Here is a 20,883-nt window from a genome sequence, read left to right as displayed (position 1 = left end):
CGTACGGGGTCTCCCGGGGTCTCCCTTTGGGGCAGCCACGGAGTTACCGTCGAGGTACACGTCCGATTCGGACCCTTGGGGGCCGTGATGGTCGAGGCAGTGGTGGCGGCCGGCATCGCCGCCGGATCAGCCGGCGTCGTCTACGCGCTGGCCGCGGCACGGGTCGTCAAGCAGTACGAGCGCGGAGTGGTGCTGCGGCTCGGCAGGCTGCGGGAATCGGTGCGCGGGCCCGGCCTCACGCTGATCGTGCCCTTCGTCGACCGGCTGCGCAGGGTGAACATGCAGATCGTGACGATGCCGGTGCCCGCGCAGGACGGCATCACCCGGGACAACGTCACGGTCCGGGTCGACGCGGTGATCTATTTCAAGGTGATCGACGCCGCCGACGCGGTCATCCAGGTCGAGGACTACCAGTTCGCGGTCTCGCAGATGGCGCAGACCTCGCTGCGTTCGATCATCGGCAAGAGCGACCTGGACGACCTGCTGTCGAACCGGGAGAAGCTCAACCAGGGCCTTGAGCTGATGATCGACAGCCCGGCCATGGGGTGGGGTGTGCAGATCGACCGCGTCGAGATCAAGGACGTGTCGCTGCCGGAGACGATGAAGCGCTCGATGGCCCGCCAGGCGGAGGCCGACCGTGAACGGCGGGCGCGGGTCATCAACGCGGACGCCGAGCTCCAGGCCTCCAAGAAGCTGGCCGAGGCGGCCGCGGTGATGTCGGAGCAGCCCGCCGCCCTCCAATTGAGGCTGTTGCAGACCGTGGTGGCGGTGGCCGCCGAGAAGAACTCGACGCTGGTCCTGCCGTTCCCGGTGGAACTCCTGAGGTTCCTGGAGCGCGCCCAGCAGCCCGCCGCCGAGCCGGCGAAACCCGCGGCCGCGCCGGTGGAATCCGTTGCCGCGGACGTGCCGGCGGCGCAGGCGCATTCGGAGATCGTGGGAGAGGGAAGCGACCCGGCGAAAAGCTTGTGAAGGTGCGCCGTCCGATCCGCTTCCCTGTCGCCACGAGGGGCGGCCCCGTCCGCTCTCCCGGGGTGTACGTGGGGGAGAGGCCATCTCCCTTACGCGGCAGGCCTGTTGGGCATCTCCGGCGCGACGGGCGAGGCGCCGGAGGTGGCCGAGCCCACCGGCGTACCCGGGTCGCGGCGGAACCCGGCCAGGACCAGCGTGACCACGGCGCCGAGCAGCGCCCAGATCGAAAGGACCTGGAGCGGGCCGCTGATCGACTCGCCCCGGAAGTACGCGATGGAGCGGGCCGCCCAGGTGCCGGCGCCCGGCGGGAGGCCGGGCCCGATCGTCCGCCAGAACGGGGGAAGCAGCGGGTACGGATAGGCGCCGCCCGCGCTCGGGTTGCCGAGCACGACGATGACCAGGATCGCCAGGCCGATGCCGACGACACCGGCGAGGCCCTGGAAGGCGAGGGTGGTGGCCCCCACCGCGAACACGACCAGCGCGCCGAGCCCGGAGAGGCCGAGGTAGCTGCCGGGCAGCGCGCCGAGGACGGGCCCGATGATGAGCGCGCCCAGGAGCCCCGCGGCGATCGAGTACAGCGCGAGCACCGCGAGCCGGATCAGCGCGCGATGGGTGTTGGCGGGCCGGGCTCCCGCGCTGATCGCCAGGATCGCGGCGCACAGATAGCCGCCCACACACCAGCCGACGACGAGGTAGAACGCGGACAGCGTCCGGGAGTCCTGGCGCGCGGCGGGCGCGACGTCGACCACCTTGACCGTGCGCTGCTGCGCCTTCTCGGCCGCTGTCGTGATCGCCTCCACGGCCTGCGCGAGCGAGGCCCCGCCGCCGCTCGCCACCAGCACCGTGTCGGTGGTGCCCCGCGGGTCGACGATCAGGGCCCCGTCGATGCGGCGGTCGCGCACCTGCCGGGTGGCGTCGGCCTCGTCCTTGGCCGTGCGCACGTCCAGCGGATCGCCGGGCAGCGCTCCCAGCCGCTCGACGAGCTGCCCGCTGATCTGCTGGGGCGCGACCACGGCGAAGGGGATGTCCTTCGGCTCGGGGTTGTGGAAGGCGCCGGCGTAGGACGCGATGAAGGCGACCATCAGCCCCAGTACGCCGATGACCAGCAGGGCGGCCCGTACGGAGACGGCGGTCTTCACCTCGTCGACGAAAGTCATGCCCCTACGCTCTGCCGCACCGTGCGCCCACGCAGGCGGGGCGGGGCCGAATGGCTGACCCGGGGCGTCCGGCTGTCGGGGCCGGGTTCCCGCTGCCAGGCTGGGAACGGATGCCGGGGCCCTCGTCCCGGGCAGCGCGACGCACGCGACAGGAGCACCACCATGCTGACCTCCACCCAGGTGCCGGGCGGGCTGAACTGGCTCGACCTCGGGACCCCCGACATCGACGCGGCCGTCACTTTCTACACCGGTCTGTTCGGCTGGCGGTTCCAGTCCGCGGGGCCGGAGGCCGGCGGCTACGGCTTCCTGCGCCAGGACGGCAGGACGCTGGCCGCGATCGGACCGCTGACCGAGGAGGGGGCGCGCTCCGCCTGGACGGTGTACTTCCGCACGGTGGACGCCGACGCCACCGCCAAGGCCGTCGAGCAGGCGGGCGGCACGGTCCGCTTCCCGCCGATGGACGTCTTCACGGAGGGCCGGATGGCCGGCTTCACCGACCCGGCGGGCGCCGAGTTCGCGGTGTGGGAACCCCGGGAGACCGACGGTCTGGAGATCGTCAACGAGCCCGGCAGCGTGAGCTGGATCGAGCTGTACACCACCGACGCGGCCGCGGTGAAGGCGTTCTACGGCAGCGTCCTGGGGTGGGAGACCCGCGACATGCCCATGGGTGACGGCCTCACCTACAGCATCGCCGGGCCCGCGGGCGGCGGCGAGCAGACCATGCACGGCGGCATCATGCAGCTGCCCCGGGAGAACCTGGACGCCGGCTCGACCTCCGAGTGGCACCCGTACTTCGAGGTCGAGGACTGCGACGCCCTGGTGGCCACGGCCCAGGGGCTCGGCGGCACCCTCATCATCCCGGCCATGGACGCCCCGGGCGTGGGGCGCGTCGCGATGCTGCTCGACCCGTTCGGCGCCCCCTTCGCGCTGATCACCAGCGCCACGGCCTGAGTCCTCGAACACCTGCGGAGCCGCCTCATGGGTATTCGAACAGGTGTGTCGCACGCACGTTCGAACTGGTCTATGGTGGAAGGGAGGGGGAGGTGAGAACGGATCGGTAGGAGGTGCGGATGACCGGCTTCACGCATCTGCACACCGTGTCCGGGTTCTCCCTGCGGTACGGAGCCTCCCACCCGGAGCGGCTGGCCGAACGTGCCGTCGAACGCGGCATGGACGCCCTCGCGCTGACCGACCGGGACACCCTCGCGGGCACGGTCCGCTTCGCCAAGGCCTGCGCCAAGGCGGGCATCCGGCCGCTGTTCGGAGCCGAACTCGCGGTGGCGGAACACCTGGGGGACCCCGGTCCCGCCCGGGGCCAGGCCCGGCGCACGCCCGTGCGCGGCGGCGCCTTCGTCGACGAATCCGCCCCCCGGGTCACCTTCCTCGCCCGTGACGGCGCGGCCGGCTGGGCCGAGCTCTGCCGCCTGGTCAGCGCCGCGCACACCGCCGGGGGCCGCCCCCTGCTCGCCCCCGCCGACCTGCCCGCCCAGGGGCTCACCGTGCTGCTCGGCCCCGCCTCCGAGGTCGGCCGCGCGCTGAGCGCGGGCCGTCCCGACCGGGCCGCGAAACTGCTCGCGCCCTGGCGGGAGCTCTACGGCGACGCGCTCCGCCTCGAAGCCGTCCACCACGGGCTCACGGGGACGGGACCCGGCTCGCTGCGGCTCGCCGCGCGCACCGTCGGCCTCGCCGCCGAACAGGGCGTACGCGCCGTCCTGACCAACGCCGCCCGCTACGCCGACCCCGGCCAGGGACCGGTCGCCGATGTGCTGGACGCGGCACGGCGCCTGGTGCCGGTGCGGCCGCCGTTCGACAGCGGGGAGCGCTGGCTCAAGGGGCCGGACGCCATGTTCAAGATCGCCGAAAGGGTCGCCGAAGCGGCCGGCTGGCGGCGCGACGTCGCCCACCGGCTCCTCGCCATGACCGAGGAGACCGCCGCCGAATGCCTCGTCGACCCCCAGGACGACCTCGGCATCAAGACCTTCGCCCACTTCCCCGAACCGCATCTGGTCGGCGCGGCCGACCGCACCCCCCAGCGGGTCCTCGCCTCCCGGGCCGCGGCCGGGATGGTGTTGCGCGGATACGAGGGGCGGCGCGCGTACTGGGAGCGGATGCACCACGAGCTGGACATCATCGCGCACTGGGGGTACGCCTCGTACTTCCTCACCGTCGCCCAAGTCGTCGACGACGTACGGGAGATGGGCATCCGGGTGGCCGCGCGCGGCTCCGGCGCGGGCTCGCTCGTCAACCACCTGCTCGGCATCGCCCACGCCGACCCGGTGGAGAGCGGGCTCCTGATGGAGCGCTTCCTGTCCACCCGGCGGCCGGTGCTGCCCGACATCGACATCGACGTGGAGTCCGCCCGCCGGCTCGACGTCTACCGCGCGATCATCGACCGCTTCGGCACCCAGCGGGTGGCCGCCGTGGCCATGCCCGAGACCTACCGGGTGCGGCACGCCGTCCGGGACGTGGGCGCGGCCCTGTCCATGGACCCGGCGGTGATCGACAAGATCGCCAAGTCCTTCCCGCACATCCGGGCCCGCGACGCCCGCACCGCCCTGAAGGAACTGCCCGAACTGCGGTACCTGGCAGGGGAGATGGAGAAGTACGGCAAACTCTGGGAGCTCGTCGAAGCCCTGGACGCCCTGCCGCGCGGCATCGCCATGCACCCGTGCGGCGTGCTGCTCTCGGACGCCTCGCTGCTGCGGCGTACGCCCGTGATGCCCACCAGGGGGGAGGTCCCCCTGGGCCTCAAGGGCCAGGGGGGTGCCCCCTTCCCCATGTCCCAGTTCGACAAGGAGGACGTGGAGGACCTCGGCCTGCTCAAGCTGGACGTGCTCGGGGTCCGGATGCAGTCCGCGATGGCCCACGCGGTCGCCGAGATCGGCCGGGCCACCGGCGAGGAACTCGACATCGACGACCCGGCACAGGTCCCGCCGGGCGACCGGAAGACGTACCAACTCATCCAGTCCACCGAGACGTTGGGCTGCTTCCAGATCGAGTCGCCCGGCCAGCGCGACCTGGTCGGCCGGCTCCAGCCGTCCACCTTCCACGACCTCGTCGTCGACATCTCCCTGTTCCGCCCCGGGCCGGTCGCGGCCGACATGGTGCGCCCGTTCATCGAGGCGCGGCACGGCCGGGCCCCGGTCCACTTCCCGCACCCCGACCTGGCGGACGCGCTGCGCGACACCTACGGGGTGGTCGTCTTCCACGAGCAGATCATCGAGATGGTGAACATCATGACCGGCTGCGGCCGGGGCGAGGCCGACCGGGTGCGGCGCGGGCTCTCCGACCGGGAGTCGCAGGCGGGCATCAAGGTCTGGTTCGCCCAGCGTGCCGAGGAGCGCGGCTACACGCCCGAGGTGATCGCCCGCACCTGGGAGATCATCGAGGCCTTCGGGTCGTACGGCTTCTGCAAGGCGCACGCCGTCGCGTTCGCGGTGCCGACCTACCAGTCGGCCTGGCTCAAGGCGCACCACCCGGCCGCCTTCTACGCCGGGCTGCTCACCCATGACCCCGGGATGTACCCCAAGCGCCTGCTGCTCGCGGACGCGCGGCGGCGCGGGGTGCCGATCCTGCCGGTGGATGTGAACCGGTCCTCGGTCGCCCACACAATCGAACTGGTGTCCGGTACCTGGGGGGTGCGGCTCGCCCTCTGTGACGTCCACGGCATCAGCGAGGCCGAGAGCGCGCGCATCGAGGCGGGCCGCCCCTACGCCTCGCTGCGCGACTTCTGGCAGCGGGCCAGGCCGAGCCGGCCGGTCGCCGAACGGCTCGCCCGGATCGGCGCGCTCGACGCGTTCGGCGCCAACCGGCGCGACCTGCTGCTCCACCTGTCCGAACTCCACGGCGCCCGCCGCGCACCCGGCGGTCAACTCCCGCTGGACGGAGGCCAGTTGACGGCCGGTGCGGGGCTGCCCGACCTGGACGGGGCGGAGCGGCTCAGCGCCGAGCTCGGCGTGCTCGGCATGGACACCTCCCGCCATCTGATGGAGGATCACACGGCGTTCCTGAACGAGCTCGGCGTCCTCTCCGCCAAGCGGCTGCGCGAGGCCGAGCACGGACAGACCGTCCTGGTCGCGGGCGCCAAGGCGGCCACCCAGACCCCGCCCATCCGCTCCGGCAGGCGGGTCGTCTTCAGCACCCTGGACGACGGCACGGGCCTGGTCGACCTGGCCTTCTTCGACGACAGCCACGACGCCTGCGCCTACACCGTCTTCCACTCCTGGCTGCTCCTCGTGCGGGGCGTGGTGCAGCGGCGCGGCCCGCGCAGCCTCAGCGTGGTGGGCGCCCGCGCCTGGAACCTGGCCGAACTCGCCGAACTGCGCCGCGAGGGCGGCCTGGACGCCGTCTCGTCCCGCCTCGCGGCCCCGCCCGAACCACCCGCCCCCACCGCCGGCACCGCGCCCGGACCACGGGCGGACACCCCGGCCGGACCCGGAACCGACACCCCGCCCGCCACTCCGCCCGGCCCCGCCGCCGACCACGGCCGCCGCATCCACCTGTCCACCGGCTACGAACTGAACCCCTGGGCCGATCTGCGCCCGGCGGGCGAAGGAGCTGCCACCGGGCGGAAGTTGTGGCATTCGAGCCCGGGGAGCGCCGGATGATCCTCTGTGCACGCTTCGTCCTCGACGACACGGGAGCGGCGCTTCCCGCGCTGGTCGCCCTCGCCGAGGGCCTCACCCCGGTCGTCCAGGCCCTGCCCCCCGAGGGCCTCCTCGCCGACCTCGCGGGCGCCGAGAAGTACTTCGGGCAGGACGCCGGACAGCTCGCCGCCGTCCTGCGGGTCCGCGCGCTCGCCCACCTCGGCCTGGACTGCGCGATCGGACTCGCGCCCAACCCGATGCTGGCCAGGATGGCCGCCCGGGACGCCGGTCCCGGCACGACCCGCACGGTGCGCCCCGACGAGGTGGACCGCTACCTCGCCACGCAGCCGGTCCGCGCCCTGGACGGTGTCGGCCGCTCGACCGCCCGCACCCTCTGCGCGTACGGCCTCGACACGGCGGGCCGCCTCGCCGCGGCCCCGCCCGGCACCGTCCAGCGGATCCTCGGCGCCCGGCAGGGCCGCGACCTCCAGGAGCGCGCCCGCGGCATCGACCGCACCCCCGTCGTGCCGAACGCCTCCGCACGCTCGCTCGCGGCCGAACGGTCCTTCCCCCGCGACGAGTTGGACCCGGTACGCCAGCGCCGGGCGCTGCTCTCCCTCGCGGAGGAACTGGGCGTCCGGCTGCGCGGCGCCGACCAGGTGTGCCGCTCCCTCGCCCTCACCGTGCGCTACGCCGACCGGTCCACCACCACCCGCACCCGCACCCTGCGCGAGCCCTCGGCCCACTCGCCCGCGCTGGCCGAGCTCGGCTACGCCCTCCACTCGGCCCTCGGCCTGCAACGGGCCAGGGTGCGCGGCATCTCCCTGCGCGCCGAGGGGCTCATGGCGGCCGAACACGCGGCGCACCAGCTGACGTTCGCCCCCGAGGACGAGCGGGCCCGCCGCATCGAGGAGGTGGCCGACCGGGCCCGGGCCAAGTTCGGCCCCCGCGCCATCATCCCGGGAGCCCTCTCGAAGGCGGCCTGATCGTTCGTCAGGAAGCCAGTCGCCGTTTGACGTCCGCCGCCTCGGGCCCCGAGTCGGCGGCCGGCACCTTCCAGCGGTTCTCGCTGCCGGTGGCGTCCGTGTAGACGAGGGTGGCGCCCGGCCCGGCCTGCTCCGGCGTCAGATCGAAGACCTCGGAGCGCGGCTGCGAGGTCCCCGGCTCGATCCTGCCGGCGCCCTCGTATCCGGTCACCGAGACCCTGGAGGCGCTGCCGTTGTTCTCGGCGACGCTCTGCCCGTTGGCGGCGATCCAGCGCCAGCCCCCCTTCGTGCCGTTGGCGGGCTCCTCGTCCGCGGCGTTGGCGGTCAGCGAGGCGTCCTTGGTCGTGACGACGACGAAGGTGCCGAACCGCGAGGCCGTTCCGTTCGCCCGCCCGACGTGCACGACGGACGTCGGCGTGATCTCCAGGATGCCGACGAGTTTGGCCCCCACCGTCCGGGCCGGGACGCCGAACTCCAGCGCGCTCTGCCCCCCTCCGGCCCCCGGACCCGGTGTGGCCGAGCCGCTGCTGGAGGAGCCCGAGGGCGTGGACGCGGCGGTGGACGGCCGGTGGTCGGAGCCGCCGCCCGGGCCGCAGGCGGTCAGGGCGAGACAGGCTGTCGCGGCGCTCGTGAGCAGGATCTTGCGCATGGTTTCCCCCAAGGCTGTGGCACTCGCCGTGAACGTACCGCGACGCCGGCGCCACCCAGCGTGAAGTGACCGGACTGGGACGAAAGGGGGCGCTGTCGTTGCCAACCCCCGACAACCGGGACGCGGCAGGCGGGAAAGCGGCGCGGCGGCAGTCGGGAAAGCGACGCGGCGGTAGTCGGGAAAGCGACGCGGGACCGTCGCCTTCCGGCACCACAGTTTTTACCGACGCGTAACTTCACTCCTGGGCTACTCGTGCGTAATTTGGCGTGAGCACGCCCCGTACATCACCCCGTACGGCACCTCACTTGTGGTCCGGGCCGCAGGGCGAATCCCCCATCGCAACTCCCTTGAGCCGCAAGGAGATCACCCGATGCTGCCCTGGAAACGTGTGCTCAGACCGCTCTCGGCGCTCCTGCTGGCCGCCGCGGCCTCGCTCGCTCCGGCCACCGCCGCGCACGCCCAGTCCGCGCCGAGCAGTGGCTGGAACAACTACTCCTGCCGGCCCTCCGCCGCCCACCCCCGGCCCGTCGTCCTCGTACACGGCACCTTCGGCAACGGCACCGACAACTGGCTGGCCCTCGCGCCGTATCTGGTCGACCGCGGGTACTGCGTCTTCTCCCTCGACTACGGCCAACTCCCCGGGGTCCCCCTCTTCGACGGCCTCGGCCCCATCGACAAGTCGGCGGCCCAACTCGCCACCTTCGTCGACAAGGTGCTCGCCGCGACCGGCACGCCCAAGGCCGATCTGGTGGGTCACTCCCAGGGCGGCATGATGCCGCGCTGGTACCTGAAGTTCCTCGGCGGCGCCGCCAAGGTCAACGCCCTCGTCGGCATCGCCCCCGACAACCACGGCACCACCCTGGACGGCCTGACCCGGCTCCTGCCCTACTTCCCCGGCGCCCAGGACCTGTTGACGCTCGCCACCCCCGGACTCGCGGACCAGATCGCGGGCTCCCCCTTCGTCACCAAGCTGAACCAGGGCGGCGACACCGTGCCCGGCGTCCACTACACGGTCATCGCGTCCCAGTACGACGAGGTGGTCACCCCCTACCGCTCGCAGTTCCTGAACGGTCCCGACGTCAACAACATCCTCATCCAGGACAAGTGCGCGCTCGACCTCTCCGAGCACGTGGCGATCGGCCTCACCGACCGCGTCGCCTACCACGAGGTGGCCAACGCGCTGGATCCGGCGCACGCCACCCCCACCACCTGCGCCGCCGCCCTCGGCTGACCCTCCGTCGCACCGCTCCGCCCCACGCGTCCGCCCCCTCCCGGGATCCGGGAGGGGGCGGTGTGCGGTACGGGTCAGCGGCTGTGCCGGCCGGTCGCCAGGCTCTTGCGGCGGAGCGTCGCGAAGAGCGCCGCCGCGCCCAGCGCGATCGCGCCCGCGCCGCCGACGGCGAGGTAGGAGGTGCTGCCGTCGCCTCCGGTCTCCGCGAGACTGCGCGTGCCGGTCGCATCCGTCGTGCCGGTGCCGCCTGCCGTACCGACGGGGGTGGCCGCCGCGGCCTCGTTCGGGCCCGGCTGGTTGCCCGGGGTCGCGGCGCCCGCCGCCGGGACCGAACTCGGCTGCGCGCCCGGGGTCGCGGCGCCGTGGTGGTGCTGGACCGTCGACTTGGCCGCACCGTCCGCGATCTCCTGGTCGGTGGGCGCGGAGGCCTTCGGCGCCGGTGCGCCCGCGCCGCCGTCCTTGCCGAACACCACGTCGGAGCAGGTGTAGAAGGCCTCGGGGCTGTCGGAGCGCTGCCAGATCGAATAGATCAGATGGCGGCCCGAACGCGCCGGGATCCTCCCCTCGAAGACATAGTCGCCGCCCCGCATCGGCGGGTCGCTGACCTCGGCGAACGGGGTCGCCTCCAGGTCCGACCAGGCGAGCGGCTTCGACGGGTCGTAGCCCGCCTTGGTGATGTACAGCGCGAACGACCCCTTGTGCGGCGCCGTCCCCTTGTAACGGAAGGTGTGCTCGCCCGCCGAGAGCGTGGTGGCCGGCCAGTCTGCGCGCGGCAGGTCGAGGCCCTTGTACTTGTCGTTGCCGCCACTGCACAGCTTGCCGTCCGGGATGATCTGCTTCGACTTCCCCGCGGCGTTGGCCATGTTCACCCCGTTCCAGTCGTACAGGGCCTGCGCCCCGCCGGCCGCCACCGCCGCCTTGCACGCGGCCGACCTGGGGCTCTCGGGGCCCTCCGCGTAACAGGCGGAGACCCGGCTGACCGGGTCCGTCATGGAGCCGTGGGCCGCGGCCGGCCCGGCCGCGAGACCCGTCAGGGCGAGCGGCGCCACCCCCAGGGCGGCGGCGATGACGACGGCCCCGCGCCGGCGGGACCCCCGCTGCTCGAACGCGGTGGAGAGCTGGGGGAAGGTCATCGTGGGGTACTCCTTCAACGGTGCGCGGGCAGGGGGCGCGTGGGGTGCGCGACGGCCGGACATCCCGTCCGGCGATCAGCACGCTAGCCCCGGAAAACCGTGAAATCCCCTGCTGGGAGCGGGTGATGGCGATCCTTATGGTCGCGTTAAGAGGCCACTCAGAACTCATTAAGAACGGCGCCGCCCGCGACGTACCGTGTCCCCATGAACGATTGGATCCGGCTCGCCCGCCCCGACGACGTGCCCCGCGTGAAGGAGGTCACCGAAGCCGCCTACCACCACTACATCGAACGCATCGGCGTCGTGCCGGCCCCCATGGAGGCCGACCACGCGGCCAATGTGGCGGCGGGACGGGTCTTCGTCGCGGGCGACCCGGTCGTCGGGGTGCTCGTCCTCGTCGCCGAGCCCGACCATCTGTTCCTGGACTCGATCTCCGTCCACCCAGACGTCAAGGGCACGGGCCTGGGAGGCAGGCTGCTGCACTTCGTGGACGACCACGCGCGGGCGCTCGGACTGCCCGAAGTCCGGCTCTACACCAACGCGATGATGTGGGAGAACCAGAAGATCTATCCGCGGTACGGGTACGAACTCGTCGAGCGGCGGGTGCGGGGGCCGTACGACCGCCTCCACTACCGCAAGGTGCTGGCCCCGCCGGCCGGGGCGGGCCCGGACCGCGACTGATCGCCGGACCGATTGTCAGTGGCGCCTGGCAGCATCGGGACATGGACATCGACTGGGACGACGCCGCGGACACCTTCGATCAGGAGCCGGACCACGGGCTGCTCGACCCCGTGGTGCGCGCCGCCTGGGACGAGCGCCTCGGCGGCTGGCTGCCGCACCGCCCCGGCGAGCTCCTCGACCTCGGCTGCGGCACCGGCAGCCTGTCGCTGCTGGCCGCCGCGCGGGGCTTTCGGGTCACCGGCGTCGATCTGTCGCCCCGGATGACCGAGCGGGCCCGCGCCAAGCTGGCCGGCACCGGCGCCGAGGTGCTGATCGGCGACGCGGCACGGCCGCCCGTCGAGGGGCGCGCCTTCGACGTGATCCTGGCCCGCCATGTGGTGTGGGCGCTGCCCGATGACGAAGCGGCGCTGCGGCACTGGTGGTCGCTGCTGCGCCCGGGCGGCCGGCTCATCCTGGTCGAGGGAGTGTGGAACGGCACCGGGATACCCGCCGAGCGCCTCACCGCGACGCTGGAGGGGCTGACCGCCGAGGTCCGCCACGAACGGCTGTCGGGCGATGCGCGGTTGTGGGGCCGCGAGGTGGACGACGATCGGTATGTGGTGGTCGCCACGGCGCTCGCGGCCTGACACCGGGTCGGCGAGGACACGGGGGAGGGCGCCGTCCGGCGCCGCGCGCCCCCGCGCCGGGGAGCGGCTCAGTCGATCAGGGACATGAACCGACCGAGTTTCGCCAGGAGTTCGAGCTCCTCCAGGGCGGCCAGCGCGCGGGCCGCCGCCTCGGGGTCGCGTTCGGCGAGCCCGCTCTCCGCGAACTCGTCCTCGTCCAGGCGCAGTACGGTGGCGCCGTCGGCCGAGAGCCAGAGGTCGAGGTCGAGATCCTCGGACAGCACCTCGCCGTCCGCGACCACCGCGGGCCGCGTGATGTCGCAGTACCAGCCCTTGAGCACCGAGCCGGCGTCCCGGACCTCCTTCACCGCGTACCAGCGGTCGCGCCAGTAGTGCTCGGTGAACACATCGCCCGGCTCGAACCGTACGAAGCCGAAGTCACGGACGCCCTCCGCGGCCCAGGGTGCGCGCACGCTCAGCCGGGTCCCGTCGTCACAGACCACCGACGCGGGGTAACGCAGCTTCGTACGACCGGCCTTGACGAGAACGATCTCGATACGGGCGCCGGCCTCGGCCGAGCTCGTGGACATCACATACCTCCGTGGCAGGGTTTGCGCGGGCCGACCATGACCTCGACCGCACGCTACGCGGGGCGTCGGCACCGCCGCCTCCCCATTTCCGTCCGGCTCCGGCGCGGGGGAGAATCGGACGGTGACCCTCAAGATCGTGATCGACCCGGGCGCGGCCACCGCGCCGTACGAGCAACTGCGCGCCCAGATCGCCGACCGGGCCCGCTCGGGAAAGCTGCCGGTGGGCTTCAAACTGCCCACGGTCCGCGGCCTCGCCGAGGACCTGGGCCTCGCCGCGAACACGGTGGCCAAGGCGTACCGGGCCCTGGAGGCCGACGGGGTCATCGAGACCCGGGGCCGCAACGGGACGTTCATCGCGGCGGCGGGGGACGCCTCGGAGCGCCTCGCCGCGGCGGCGGCGGCCACCTACGCGGCGGAGGCCCGCAGGCTCGGCCTGAGCCGCGAAGCGGCCCGCACCGCGATCGAGGAAGCGCTGCGGGCGGCGTACGGCACGTAGGCCCGGGGCGCCGGGGACGGACCGCGCGCGGGACGAACCGGAACGTGCCGGGGCCGGGGCGCCGCGCGGCGCACCCGGCCCCTCGGCGTCCTTCAGGCCCTACACGTCCTACGGGTCCTACAGATACAACCCCGCGTCCGCCCCCGGGCGCTGGTCCGGGACCGAGGCCGGCGAGGTCCCCCGGCGCAGGGCGTACAGCTCGGCCAGGGTGGCGCCGTCGTGTGCGACGCCCTCGTCCGTGCCCAGCCAGCCGATCGCCTCCGACCGGGTCAGCGCGCCGACCTCGATGCGGGCCAGACAGCGGCCGGGCCGGACCACCGCAGGGTGCAGGCGTTCCAGGTCCTCGTTGGTCGTGACGCCGACCAGCACGTTGCGGCCCTGGCCGAGCAGACCGTCGGTCAGGTTGAGCAGCCTCGAAAGGGCCTGGCCCGCCGTGTGTTTGGCCTCGCCGCGGATCAGCTCGTCGCAGTCCTCCAGGAGCAGCAGGCGCCAGCGGCCCTTCGCGCTGCCGTCGTCCTCACCGATCGCGATGTCCATCAGATAGCCGACGTCGTTGAAGAGCCGCTCGGGGTCCAGCACACAGTCCACCTGGCACCAGTCGCGCCAGGACCGCGCCAGGGTGCGCAGCGCCGAGGTCTTGCCGGTGCCCGGCGGGCCGTGCAGCAGGAGCAGCCGGCCCGCGATGTCGTCCGGGGTCATCTTCATCAGGCGGTCGAGCCCGTCGGCCACCGGCGCCGTGTAGTTGGGCCGTACCTCGTCCCAGGTGCCCGCCGTGATCTGCCGCGTCGTGCGGTGCGGGCCGCGCCGGGGCGACACGTACCAAAAGCCCATCGTGACGTTCTCGGGCTGCGGCTCCGGCTCGTCCGCGGCGCCTTCGGTCGCCTGCTTCAGGACCTGCTCGGCCAGCTCCTCGCTGGTCGCGGTCACCGTGACGTCCGCGCCCCGGTTCCAGCGCGAGACGAGCAGGGTCCAGCCGGGGCCCTCCGCGAGCGTCGCGCTGCGGTCGTCGTCGCGGGCGGCGCGCAGCACCTTCGCGGCGGGCGGCAGCAGGCTGAGGCCCTTCTTGACGCGGTCGATGGAGGAGCTGTGCGAGAACGGCTGCTCGCCCGTGGCGAAGCGGCCGAGGAAGAGCGCGTCGACGACGTCGGACGGCGAGTCGCTGTCGTCCATGGTCAGCCGAATCGGCAGCGCGGCCTCAGGGAGTGCGGACATGGCGCCCATGATCCGGCAACTCGCCCGTGCGCGCACGTGTTTTGTCCCGTTGACGCTCGTGGGACGTTCTGTCCCCGTTCCGGCGAATCCTGCCGGAATGACACCTACCGCCGATACGCTGCCCCGTGATGGAACGTCGTCGAGGAAGCGCTGCCCCGAGCGGCCCGCCACCCGCCAGGGCGCCCCGGCACAGGAGCCCGGCGGCCCTGGCTGTCGCCCTTCTTGCCGCGCTCGCCCTGCTCGTGGCGACGACCGGATGCACGGGGGAGGACAAGGGCGCCTCCGGGCCCGGGCCGACCGGCGCGAGCAACACCGACCCCGCGCTCGGCTGGGGCTTCACACACACCCAGTACAGCGCGGACACCGGCGACGACGACGCCGTGGCGCGCGCCCGCGAACTGCTCTCGGGGCAGGGCCTGCCGCAGGACCAGGCGATCATGGGCTGGGGCGCGGGCAACCCCGAACCCTCGCCCGGCCGTTACGACTTCTCCGACCTCGACCGGCGCGTGCGCTACATCCGCTCCACCGGCGCCACCCCCGTCATCACCCTGTGCTGCGCCCCCGACTGGATGAAGGGCGGCCGGGCCGGGGCGGCCGCGACGGACTGGAGCGTGCGCTCCCTGGAGTCGGCGCCGCTCCCCGCCCACTACGCGGACTTCGCGGCCCTGGCCGCCACGGTGGCCAGGCGCTACCCGGACGTACGGCACTTCATCGTCTGGAACGAGCTCAAGGGCTTCTACGACGACACCGCCCAGCGCTGGAACTACGAGGGCTACACCCGGCTCTACAACCAGGTCTACGAGGCGCTGAAGAAGGCCGACAAGCGCAATCTCGTCGGCGGCCCCTATCTGGTCATGGACAGCTACGGGCCACAGGACCAGTCCTACGCGTCCGCGCTCAAGGGCCCCTGGGGGTCGGTGGACCAGCGGGTGCTCGACGCCTTCAGCTACTGGAACAAGCACAAGAAGGGCGCCGACTTCGCCGTGGTCGACGGTGCCTCCTTCGGCCGCGACGGCCGGCCGGTCCCCGACGCGTTCGGCGCCACCGACAAACTGACCGCCGTCAGCCGGTGGGTGCGTGAGGAGACCGGTCTGCCGGTGTGGTGGGCCGAGTACTACGCCGAGCCCGAGAAGTCCGGCTGGAGCGATCGGCGCCGGCTCGCCACCCAGGCCGTCGCCATGATGGCCCTGGCGCGCGGCGGCGTCGCGACCGCGCTCTACTGGAGCCCGCAGGAGCGGAGCGGCGCCTGCCCCGGCTGTCTGTGGACGCCGACCCAACAGGGCGACGGCGGACGGGAGTTGCCCATGTACGCGCTGATCGCGAAGTTCGCCGCGTCCTTCCCGCCCGGCACCGCCCTGACCACGGTGGGCGTCGCCGGCGACGGCCTGCCGAACGTCCGGGTGCTCGCGAGCGCCAGGAACGTGCTGGTGGTCAACACCCTCGACCGCGCCGTCGACGCGAAGGTCGACGGCAGGCCGCTGACGATGGCCGCCTACGAGGTGCGCTGGCTGCCCCGCTGAGACCCGGCCGGGCGCAGCACCCCGATCAGCTTCACCGCCGCGATCACCCCGATCACGACGAGGCTCGCGACCTCGGCGACCCCCACCCCGGCCCGCGAAGGGGCCGTGCAGGAAGCGGTGGGAGGGGCCCCAGAAGTCCAGCCTCCACAGGAAGAGGAGGGCGGCCACGCCCACGACGCACGCGCTCAGCGCATGGGCGCGCCGCACCAGCCGTCCGGTGGCCGCGCCCGCCACCGGGATGAAGCGCGCCATCGCCCCGGTCAGGGTCAGGGCGGTGATCCCGGCGAGGAACTGCATGGCGGCGATCGCATCCCGCTCTTCCGCAACGCCTACGCCCTGATGCTCAACACGGGCGTCAGCGCGGTCCTCGGGCTCGGCTTCTGGCTGTGCGCCGCCCGCTACTACACCGCCGACGCGGTGGGCCGGGGCTCGGCCGCGCCCCGGCGCCCGTCCGGGGCGGGCCCGTCCGAGTCCTGGGCGGTGCTCACCTCGGCCACGGGTACCGTCGCCCTCCCCTCGCTCGTCAGCCGCCGGCCGGCCCGCGCCCGGCCGCCCGGGCCCGGCGGACCAGGGCGTACCCCCGGGTCAGGGCGCGGTCACCGGCGAACGTGCGCGCGATGTCGCGGCCGCTGCCGAGGACGAGCCGTTCGAACTCGTCGAGGACGGTGGTGCGCCGGACCGTCATCCGCTTCAGCGCGTAGGGGCCCTGGCGCCGCTCGGCGAGCGCGTTGCCCACGGCGAGCGCCTGGCTGAATCCCGCCGAGCGCACCGTGCGGCGCACCCGCCGGTTGGAGTAGCCGTAGGGATAGGCGAAGGAGACGGGGCGCTCACCGAGTTCCCCGGTGAGGATCTCCTTGCAGCGCAGCGTCTCGAACCAGAGCCTGTCATCGGGGAGTTGGTCGAGTTGCGGATGGCTGTGGCTGTGTCCGCCGATCTCGGTTCCGGCCGCGGCGAGTTCGCGCACCTGGTCCCAGTCCAGCATGGTGTCCGGGGCGTCGCCCTCGTCGTGGGCGCCGCGCAGCCAGGCCGTCGACACGAACAGGGTGGAGGTGAAGCCGTAGGTGGCGAGGACCGGCAGGGCATGGCGGTGCACGCCTTCGTAGCCGTCGTCGAAGGTGATCAGGACGGGACGGCGCGGCAGTGATCCCGCCGTGCGCCAGGCGTACGCCAGCTCGGCCGTGGTGACCGGTGTGCACCCGAGCTCGGCGAGCAGTTCCATCTGGTCGGCGAAGGCATCCGGCGACACGGACAGTCCGAACACCGCCTCGGCGGGACTGTGCGCCACCGCGTGGTACATCAGGATGGGTACGGGTTCCGTCGTGGGCATGCCGCCTCGTCCTCCTCGTCCGGCTCGTGCTCCGGCTCCTGGCCCGGTTCCGCGGCCGGTACGCGCTCGATGGGGGCCACGTCGAAGGGGGCCAAGCCGCGCCGCGCCCGTAGGGTGCCGACCAGATAGCCACCGGCCGCCGCCGCCACCCCGGTCACGATGGCGCCCGCCCGGCCCGCACCCCCCGTCCGGCCGAGCACCGCGTCCCGTATCCCGCGCGCCACTCCGGCCGGCAGGACCCGGGTGGCGTAGCGCCGCTCGGCCTCAAGTCCCTTGCCGGAGCCGACACTTCGGGCCACGAGCGCCTTGGAGAGGCCTTCCGCGTACGCCCTCGTACGGAAGTAGCCGAAGCGTTCGCGGGCCGGAGGGACCCGGTGGTGGATCACCGAGCGGTCGTCGATGAGCAGGACGGCGCCGGGCAGCGCCCCGCTGAGCCGGATGCACAGCTCCGTCTCCTCGCAGCCCAGCGGACGCTTGTCGCCGTCGCGCCCGATGCCGGTGGCGAAGCCGCCCGCGGCGTCGAAGGCGGACCTGCGGAAGGAGGCGTTGCCGCCGAGCACATTGCGTACCTGGGCGCGGCCGGTCGGCAGCCCCCGGTAGGTGCAGCCGACGATCCAGTCGAACTCCTCGGGGAACCAGACGGGCCTGCGCCCCGACGCCCAGGCGGCCATCGTGCGGCCGCCGACCGCCATCACCCGGGGGTCGTCGTACCCCTGCGCGAAGTGCCGCAGCCAGTCGCGCTCGGCCACGGCGTCGTCGTCGAGGAAGGCCACGAACTCGCCCCGGGCCACCCTGAGCGCGGTGTTGCGGCCGGCCGACAGGCCGCGGGGGCCCGCGTTGGCGAGCACCCGCACCTCCCCGGTGTGCGTGTACCGCGCGAACTCCTCGGCGAGCCGTGCCCGCAGCCGCTCGTTGTGGTCCACCACGAGCAGCGTCTCGTGGGCCGGCAGCGACTGCGCGCGCACCGAGGAGACCGCCGCCAGGATGTCCTCCCAGCGGTCCTCGGTGTACACGCAGATCACCACCGTGAACTGACGGCCCGTCAAGACGCCACTCCCCGCCGCGCGTTCAGGAAGACCGCCTGGGTGCGCCGGCGGGCCCGGGGCACCGCCTTCTCCCTGAGGATGACCTTCAGGACCCGGATGCCGTCGCGTACCGCGCTGAGGTTGGAGACGCCGTGGATCCGGTTGTACTCGTAGCTGGGGACCTCCTGGACGCGCAGGCCCGCCTTGACGATCCGCACATTGATCAGGGTCTCTATCTCGAACCCGGAGCAGTCGAGCACGATGCTGTCCAGGCAGTGCTTCCAGAAGGCGTTGTAGCCGTAGCAGAGATCGGTGTAGCGGGCGCCGAACTTGCGGTTCACGATGCCGCACAGGACCGCGTTGCCCAGCCTGCGGACCGGGGTCATGTCGTCGGTGCCGCCGCCGTTGGCGAAGCGGGACCCCTTGGCGAAGTCCGCGCCGCCGACCAGGGCCGAGACATAGCTGACGATCTCCTCGCCGTCCGCCGAGCCGTCCGCGTCGACCATGACGATGATGTCGCCGGTGCAGGCCGCGAAGCCACTGATCAGTGCGTCGCCCTTGCCCTTGCCGACCTGTTTGACGACCACGACACCGGGCCACAGTTCGCGGGCGACCCGCACGGTGTCGTCGGTGGAATTCCCGTCGACCAGAACCACTTCATGGATCCAGTCCGGAAGGGTCTTGAACACATGCGGAAGGTTTTCCGCCTCGTTCATCGCCGGGATGACGACGCTCACCGGAGGCGCGATGGCGAGATTCTCGGAGACCGGCCGGTAGGCGGGGGGTGTTCGGACGGCGGTGTCGGATGCGGCGTCGCCGGTCGGCGAATTCACCGTCCATCGGTCTGGGCCCGGTGCGGCCGGGCACGCGAAAGAATTCATGGTGCGTCGGTGTCCCTCTCGTCCGGTGGACCGCCCGCCCCCGGGCGGTCCGGTTGGGTATCCGGTGACGAAAGGGGGGTTCTCACCCCGGTCATGACGACATGACGGCATGGCGCGCCGTATGCGTCGGGTGAGTCGGCTTCGCCGGCCGCGCGGCCCGTGTTCCCGGTCGCCGCAAGGCATGACCGGGCACGGCACCCCCCCTGCCGCGCCCCGCGCCGCTCCCCATCGTGACGCCCGAGCCCACCCCTGGCGCCGTCGTGCGTGATGGTCCGTCGCGGGTGAATGGAAAACGGAATTGCTGACTGGGTCTTTCGGGCACGGCCTCAGTCGAGACCGCGCGGCTCCGTGTTTTCGGCCGACCTTTCACGGTCGGATCCCGAGCGACGCACCCCCGCTCCCCAGAGAAGGAGAACAAGGCTGATCGCGCCCACCGTCGCGATGCCGTTCCGGATCGACCAGAGGTGCCACCGCGTCATGCTTTCGGCGGTCGACAGATCGATGAGTACGGCCCCTGACAAGGACGCCACCGCGCGGGTGAGCGGTTCCAGCCGGCGCAGCGAGAAAGCGGCGGCTTCCGCGGGCGCGGCCACCAGGAAGAAGAGCGCGAGCGGCGCGCGCAGGGGAGAGGTCGAGTCGGCGAGCGCCAGGGCGGCACCGACGGCGGAGGCGGCGAGCGCCGCTCCCGCGAGGACGGACAGCAGGTCGTCGGCGAAGAGCGCGCTAGCGGACGATCTGTCACTGATGGTCGGCATTGGCGACGGTTCCCCCCGATGCGCCGGATGCGAGGCTTCAATGTGACGCAGTCCGGACAGTCCCGTCAATACGACGATTCGCTTACGGTGCACCGCAGTTGACGCTCCGTCAGCGGAGTGTGGGGCTCCGGTGAAGGATTACCCGCGAGTTGCTGACGGATCGCCAGATAGCCGCAGATGTCCGTCAGTTGTTCTTGGCATGGACACTTCCCGCGCCGGGTGGGGGCTGGTACCACTGCCGTGGCGGAAAACCCGCTACAAGGAGGTTCCATGAAACTGTCCCGAATCGCGGCTTATGCATGGGCGCTCGTGCTGACGGTCGCGCTTTCCCTCACCGGGGCCGGCGTGGCCGCAGCGGCAACCCAGGCGGCCGGATCCCACTACGTGGCGCTCGGCGACTCGTACTCCTCCGGGGTCGGTGCCGGGAGCTACGACAGTGCGAGCGGCAGCTGCAAGCGTTCCAGCAAGGCCTACCCGGCCCTGTGGGCGGCGGCGCACTCACCCGCCTCGTTCAACTTCACCGCGTGCTCCGGCGCTCGTACGGGTGATGTGACGTCGAGCCAGCTCGGCCCGCTCAGCTCCACCACCGACCTCGTCTCGATCACCATCGGCGGCAACGACGCCGGCTTCTCGGACGTCATGACGAGCTGCGTCCTGTACTCGGAGTCCACCTGCCTCAGCAAGGTGGCGGCGGCCCGCGCCTACGTCGACTCGACGCTGCCCGGGCTGCTCGACTCGGTGTACTCGGCGATCAGATCCAAGGCCCCCAACGCCCATGTCGTCGTCATCGGCTACCCGCACTTCTACAAGATCGGCGGTAGCTGCATCGCGGGCCTCAGCGACACCTCCCGCACGGCGATCAACGGCGCCGCCGACGAGCTCAACACGGTGACCGCCAAGCGCGCCGCCGACCACGGCTACACCTTCTCCGATGTCGCGGCGGGCTTCACCGGACACGAGATCTGCACCAGCAGCCCCTGGCTGAACAGCGTCGTGTGGACCAACATCGGCGAGTCCTACCACCCCACCGCCGCCGGCCAGTCCGGCGCCTACCTGCCCGCCTTCACCCGCGCGGCCTGA

General features: G+C 72.6%; 18 protein-coding genes and 2 pseudogenes. 10 read left to right on the top strand and 10 right to left on the bottom strand.

All coding sequences use genetic code 11. The features are described 5' to 3' along the window. Positions 1 to 87: 87 nt before the first annotated feature. Positions 88 to 969: a slipin family protein gene (locus N4G70_RS30330; protein WP_261716007.1), complete on the top strand. Its 882-nt coding sequence runs from the start codon at positions 88 to 90 to the stop codon at positions 967 to 969. An 89-nt stretch (positions 970 to 1,058) separates the two neighbouring features. On the opposite strand, the gene N4G70_RS30325 is transcribed toward N4G70_RS30330, so the two are convergent. Continuing rightward, positions 1,059 to 2,126: an ABC transporter permease gene (locus N4G70_RS30325; RefSeq protein ID WP_261715959.1), complete on the bottom strand. Its 1,068-nt coding sequence runs from the start codon at positions 2,124 to 2,126 to the stop codon at positions 1,059 to 1,061. A gap of 162 nt (positions 2,127 to 2,288) precedes the next feature. Here N4G70_RS30325 and N4G70_RS30320 point away from each other — a divergent pair, with 162 nt between their 5' ends. The 3 genes from N4G70_RS30320 to N4G70_RS30310 all read left to right on the top strand — a co-directional run bounded on the left by N4G70_RS30320 (position 2,289) and on the right by N4G70_RS30310 (position 7,698). Continuing rightward, positions 2,289 to 3,077: a VOC family protein gene (locus tag N4G70_RS30320; RefSeq protein ID WP_261715958.1), complete on the top strand. Its 789-nt coding sequence runs from the start codon at positions 2,289 to 2,291 to the stop codon at positions 3,075 to 3,077. 119 nt (positions 3,078 to 3,196) lie between these two features. Continuing rightward, complete coding sequence (locus N4G70_RS30315) at positions 3,197 to 6,733, top strand: DNA polymerase III subunit alpha (protein ID WP_261715957.1); 3,537 nt, start codon at positions 3,197 to 3,199, stop codon at positions 6,731 to 6,733. Further along, a complete protein-coding gene (locus tag N4G70_RS30310; protein WP_261715956.1) occupies positions 6,730 to 7,698 on the top strand; it encodes a hypothetical protein in 969 nt (322 codons plus the stop codon). Before N4G70_RS30315 ends, N4G70_RS30310 begins: the two co-directional genes overlap by 4 nt. 7 nt (positions 7,699 to 7,705) lie before the next feature. Here the strand turns inward: N4G70_RS30310 and N4G70_RS30305 are convergent, their stop codons facing one another. Further along, on the bottom strand, positions 7,706 to 8,347 hold the full coding sequence (locus N4G70_RS30305) for a hypothetical protein (protein WP_261715955.1): 642 nt from the start codon (positions 8,345 to 8,347) through the stop codon (positions 7,706 to 7,708). A 370-nt stretch (positions 8,348 to 8,717) separates the two neighbouring features. On the opposite strand from N4G70_RS30305, the gene N4G70_RS30300 reads away from it, so the two are divergent. Then, a complete protein-coding gene (locus N4G70_RS30300) occupies positions 8,718 to 9,578 on the top strand; it encodes a triacylglycerol lipase (protein WP_261715954.1) in 861 nt (286 codons plus the stop codon). A gap of 74 nt (positions 9,579 to 9,652) precedes the next feature. Here N4G70_RS30300 and N4G70_RS30295 read toward each other — a convergent pair whose 3' ends face one another. After that, positions 9,653 to 10,711: a lytic polysaccharide monooxygenase gene (locus N4G70_RS30295; RefSeq protein ID WP_261715953.1), complete on the bottom strand. Its 1,059-nt coding sequence runs from the start codon at positions 10,709 to 10,711 to the stop codon at positions 9,653 to 9,655. 204 nt (positions 10,712 to 10,915) lie between these two features. Here N4G70_RS30295 and N4G70_RS30290 point away from each other — a divergent pair, with 204 nt between their 5' ends. Continuing rightward, positions 10,916 to 11,392: a GNAT family N-acetyltransferase gene (locus N4G70_RS30290; RefSeq protein WP_261715952.1), complete on the top strand. Its 477-nt coding sequence runs from the start codon at positions 10,916 to 10,918 to the stop codon at positions 11,390 to 11,392. A gap of 41 nt (positions 11,393 to 11,433) precedes the next feature. Continuing rightward, positions 11,434 to 12,006: pseudogene (locus N4G70_RS30285) on the top strand (class I SAM-dependent methyltransferase); the annotation flags it as partial. Between the two features lie 80 nt (positions 12,007 to 12,086). On the opposite strand, the gene N4G70_RS30280 reads toward N4G70_RS30285, so the two are convergent. Continuing rightward, on the bottom strand, positions 12,087 to 12,587 hold the full coding sequence (locus N4G70_RS30280) for a DUF402 domain-containing protein (protein WP_261715951.1): 501 nt from the start codon (positions 12,585 to 12,587) through the stop codon (positions 12,087 to 12,089). 121 nt (positions 12,588 to 12,708) lie between these two features. Here N4G70_RS30280 and N4G70_RS30275 point away from each other — a divergent pair, with 121 nt between their 5' ends. Next, positions 12,709 to 13,083 carry a GntR family transcriptional regulator gene (locus tag N4G70_RS30275; protein ID WP_261715950.1) on the top strand — a complete coding sequence of 125 codons (375 nt, stop codon included), beginning with the start codon at positions 12,709 to 12,711 and terminating at the stop codon, positions 13,081 to 13,083. A gap of 117 nt (positions 13,084 to 13,200) precedes the next feature. On the opposite strand, the gene N4G70_RS30270 is transcribed toward N4G70_RS30275, so the two are convergent. Then, positions 13,201 to 14,304 carry a DUF5925 domain-containing protein gene (locus N4G70_RS30270; protein WP_261715949.1) on the bottom strand — a complete coding sequence of 368 codons (1,104 nt, stop codon included), beginning with the start codon at positions 14,302 to 14,304 and terminating at the stop codon, positions 13,201 to 13,203. A 119-nt stretch (positions 14,305 to 14,423) separates the two neighbouring features. On the opposite strand from N4G70_RS30270, the gene N4G70_RS30265 reads away from it, so the two are divergent. Next, entirely contained in the window at positions 14,424 to 15,815 is a 1,392-nt protein-coding gene (locus tag N4G70_RS30265; RefSeq protein WP_261715948.1) for a xylan 1,4-beta-xylosidase, read from the top strand. Between the two features lie 84 nt (positions 15,816 to 15,899). Here the strand turns inward: N4G70_RS30265 and N4G70_RS30260 are convergent. The 5 genes and pseudogenes from N4G70_RS30260 to N4G70_RS30240 form a co-directional block, all read right to left on the bottom strand. Beyond that, positions 15,900 to 16,142 (bottom strand): annotated as a pseudogene (locus tag N4G70_RS30260) (hypothetical protein); the annotation flags it as partial. 196 nt (positions 16,143 to 16,338) lie between these two features. After that, positions 16,339 to 17,142, bottom strand: a complete 804-nt coding sequence (locus N4G70_RS30255) for a polysaccharide deacetylase family protein (RefSeq protein ID WP_261715947.1) — start codon at positions 17,140 to 17,142, stop codon at positions 16,339 to 16,341. Beyond that, positions 17,112 to 18,188 (bottom strand): glycosyltransferase family 2 protein, encoded by a 1,077-nt coding sequence (locus N4G70_RS30250; protein ID WP_261715946.1) that lies wholly within the window; start codon positions 18,186 to 18,188, stop codon positions 17,112 to 17,114. Before N4G70_RS30250 ends, N4G70_RS30255 begins: the two co-directional genes overlap by 31 nt. After that, positions 18,185 to 19,048 (bottom strand): glycosyltransferase family 2 protein, encoded by an 864-nt coding sequence (locus N4G70_RS30245; protein ID WP_261715945.1) that lies wholly within the window; start codon positions 19,046 to 19,048, stop codon positions 18,185 to 18,187. Before N4G70_RS30245 ends, N4G70_RS30250 begins: the two co-directional genes overlap by 4 nt. 326 nt (positions 19,049 to 19,374) lie before the next feature. Beyond that, positions 19,375 to 19,803, bottom strand: coding sequence for a hypothetical protein (locus N4G70_RS30240; RefSeq protein ID WP_261715944.1), 429 nt, complete (start codon positions 19,801 to 19,803; stop codon positions 19,375 to 19,377). Positions 19,804 to 20,073: 270 nt separating this feature from the next. Between N4G70_RS30240 and N4G70_RS30235 the strand changes: the two genes are divergently transcribed. Continuing rightward, a complete protein-coding gene (locus N4G70_RS30235) occupies positions 20,074 to 20,883 on the top strand; it encodes an SGNH/GDSL hydrolase family protein (protein WP_261715943.1) in 810 nt (269 codons plus the stop codon).

Origin of the sequence: Streptomyces sp. ASQP_92 (assembly GCF_025399895.1) — a bacterium.
Lineage (GTDB): Bacteria > Actinomycetota > Actinomycetes > Streptomycetales > Streptomycetaceae > Streptomyces.
The sequence above is the reverse complement of the archived record's forward strand: the minus strand, read 5'-3'. Positions and strand labels throughout refer to the sequence as shown.